2 protein-coding genes are annotated in these 2,581 nt (G+C 50.3%); both read right to left on the reverse strand.

Annotated features, from left to right (window positions below):
- Positions 1 to 85: 85 nt before the first annotated feature.
- Positions 86 to 832 (reverse strand): IS21-like element helper ATPase IstB, encoded by a 747-nt coding sequence (gene istB / locus FU672_RS24695; protein ID WP_085541833.1) that lies wholly within the window; start codon positions 830 to 832, stop codon positions 86 to 88.
- A 14-nt stretch (positions 833 to 846) separates the two neighbouring features.
- Complete coding sequence (istA, locus tag FU672_RS24700; RefSeq protein ID WP_148245217.1) at positions 847 to 2,388, reverse strand: IS21 family transposase; 1,542 nt, start codon at positions 2,386 to 2,388, stop codon at positions 847 to 849.
- Positions 2,389 to 2,581: the final 193 nt, after the last annotated feature.

The following is a 2,581-nucleotide window of genomic DNA, read 5'->3' on the forward strand; positions in this document are numbered from 1 at the left end:
TGCGTATTACCATGAAGGAGATCGGTGAGTAACATTGATGGAGATCGGTTCGTGTCACTTTCACAGAACCATTTTTACATTAACTTCACTGATCTCCTTCGGTCAACGTGGTTTGCATTTTTCGCATTGATTCTCCTTTAAGTTCTATCTTGATACTCCCATGAACCAGGCGATCCAGGATGGCATCAGCATGCGTTGAGTCCCCGATCATCTTGTACCAGCTTTCCACCGGCAACTGGCTCACGACGATGATTGAGCCTCGCTGGTACATCAGATCCACTATTTCCAGTAGATCGCTGCGTTGTTCTGACGACAGAGGCTCCAGCCCCCAGTCGTCCAGAAGCAACAGATCGCTGTGATTCAGTTTCGTCAGCAGTTTGCTGTATCTTCCGTCGGCATGCCCCTGATAGCACAGATCCATCAGCGCTTTCAGTCGGTAGTAGTAGACCTTGTATCCCTGCCGACAGGCATTATGGCCGAGCGCGCAGGCCAGATACGTTTTGCCACTGCCTGTCGCCCCCGTCAGCAACAGGTTTTGTTTCAGGTTCAGCCAGTTTCCCTGACCGAGTGAACGGATGAGAGCCTTATCCAGGCCTCTGCTGCTCCGGTAATCCAGTTTTGATAACTCGGCGCTGAGCCTGAACCGCGCCTGTTTCACCAGGCGCTCTGCTTTCCTGTTTTCGCGACAGGTCAGTTCCTCTGAAGCCAGTAACGACAGACGTTCCTCGAACCCCAGCTCCTGGTATGCGCCAGGTTGCGCGATCTGGTTTTTTAGTGCATCCCGGAAGCCGGTGAGTTTCAGTTCCGTCAGTTGTTCATAAAGATGGTTCATTATTGGCTTCCGTATCAGTGGTAGTATTTGCTGCCGCGAACGTTTTCATGTTCCAGCGTTGATAACAGGTCAGGTTTGTTTTCAGGAACAGGCTGTTTATCCAGACCTTTTTCCAGGATCGATTTTATTCCCGCAAGTCGCCATACCTGAGTTTTCAGCGCCCGGGCACATGCTGCGTTTAGCCTCGCTTTGCTGTATTTCTTATGCAGGTTCAGAAGTCCCAGGCAGAACCGGTAGCTTTGTTCCGGATGGGGCCGTGAGTTCAGGATGTGAAGGACGTAGTCATGGGTTTCACTGCCAACGTGACTGGCCCACTCCAGAAGCCGTTCCGGTGTCCAGGTAGCATGCTGGCGATGAGCCTCCGGCATATGCTCTTCACGGGTACTGTAACCATAGTTACGGTTGCGGGGATGTGTCGCCACTTCCTGCCCCTGATTGAACAGTCTGACCAGCTCACCCGAGATCCATGCTTCCAGCTGTAAGCCCAGTAGCGAACAGGGTACCGAGTAGTAATGTTTGTCGATCTCCACGTGGTAATCAGCATGGACCCTGACTTTTTTCACCAGGGTATAGCTGTAACTGGCCTCAGGGAGTGGTTTCAGCTCAGGTTTATCGAGCTGAGTGAAGAGATCGGCCCGCGAACACCCCAGTTTCTGCATTACCTTGTTATTCAGCCTTTCCAGTAACTCCCGGATACGCTGGTTAAGTGATGCCAGGCTGTAGAAGGTTTCATGTCTGATACGGGCCATGATCCAGCGTTCAACAACCTGGACACCTACTTCGGCTTTGGCTTTATCTTTCGGTTTACGCGGACGTGCTGGTATGACGGCAACATTGTAGTGTTCAAGCATCTGCTGATAGGTGGGATTAACGTCAGGATCATATTTACAGGCCCGTGACGTAGCACTTTTCAGGTTGTCCGGAACAACAAGCTCAGGAACACCGCCAAGCCACTGGAAGCAGCGAGCATGGCTCATCACCCAGTCTTCAAGCTGTTGGGACCAGGTGGCTTCTGCCCATGTGTAACTCGACGCCCCGAGAACAGCCACGATGATCTGTGCGGTTCTTATTTCTCCTGTATCGGGGTTGGTAATGTCGACGGTTGGTCCACAGTAATCAACGAAGAGTTTTTCACCGGCTTTATGGACCTGACGCATCGATGGCGAGGTGGTTTTCAGCCATTCGCGATACATCCGGCAGTAATGGTTATAACTGTAAGAACCGCCAGGATTGCGCTCTCTGTACTCTTCCCAGAGCAGTTGAAGCGTCACGCATTTATTACGCAGCTCTTTGTGTACCGTAGCCCAGTCTGGCAGGGAGTGTTTCTTCATCTTCACCTGTGTTTGAAGGAACGCATGCTTTAGTGCTGCATCATCCCATTCCGCAGGCAATGGCCACTGCTTTATACCAAGCTGAGCAGCCCGATTGGCATAGCGGGATACAACAGAAGGTGAGATCGCCAGACTCCGGCCAATCTGACGATGGCTGAGTCCTGAACCATATTTAAGTCTAAGTATTTCCTTGAGTTTTCTCATAGAGATTGGAACTGTCGGCATAGGTATCCTTCACCAGATTGGCAAAAGATACAGATCAACACACCTGTGAAGTTCCAATAACATTGATAGAGATCACCGAATAACAAAATGAGTCAAAAGTGATCTCTATGAATGTTATTCAGCGATCTGCTCAAATGTTATTACCCGATCTCGATGGATGTTATTGGGCGATCTCTATTCATGAAAATACGCA

Source organism: Enterobacter asburiae, assembly GCF_008080435.1.
Taxonomy (GTDB): domain Bacteria; phylum Pseudomonadota; class Gammaproteobacteria; order Enterobacterales; family Enterobacteriaceae; genus Enterobacter; species Enterobacter asburiae_C.

What these genes read in the sequence shown, in the direction of transcription:
- istB (WP_085541833.1), bottom strand. Translation starts at nt 832, where the DNA reads ATGAACCATCTTTATGAACAACTGACGGAACTGAAACTCACCGGCTTC.
- istA (WP_148245217.1), bottom strand. Translation starts at nt 2,388, where the DNA reads ATGCCGACAGTTCCAATCTCTATGAGAAAACTCAAGGAAATACTTAGA.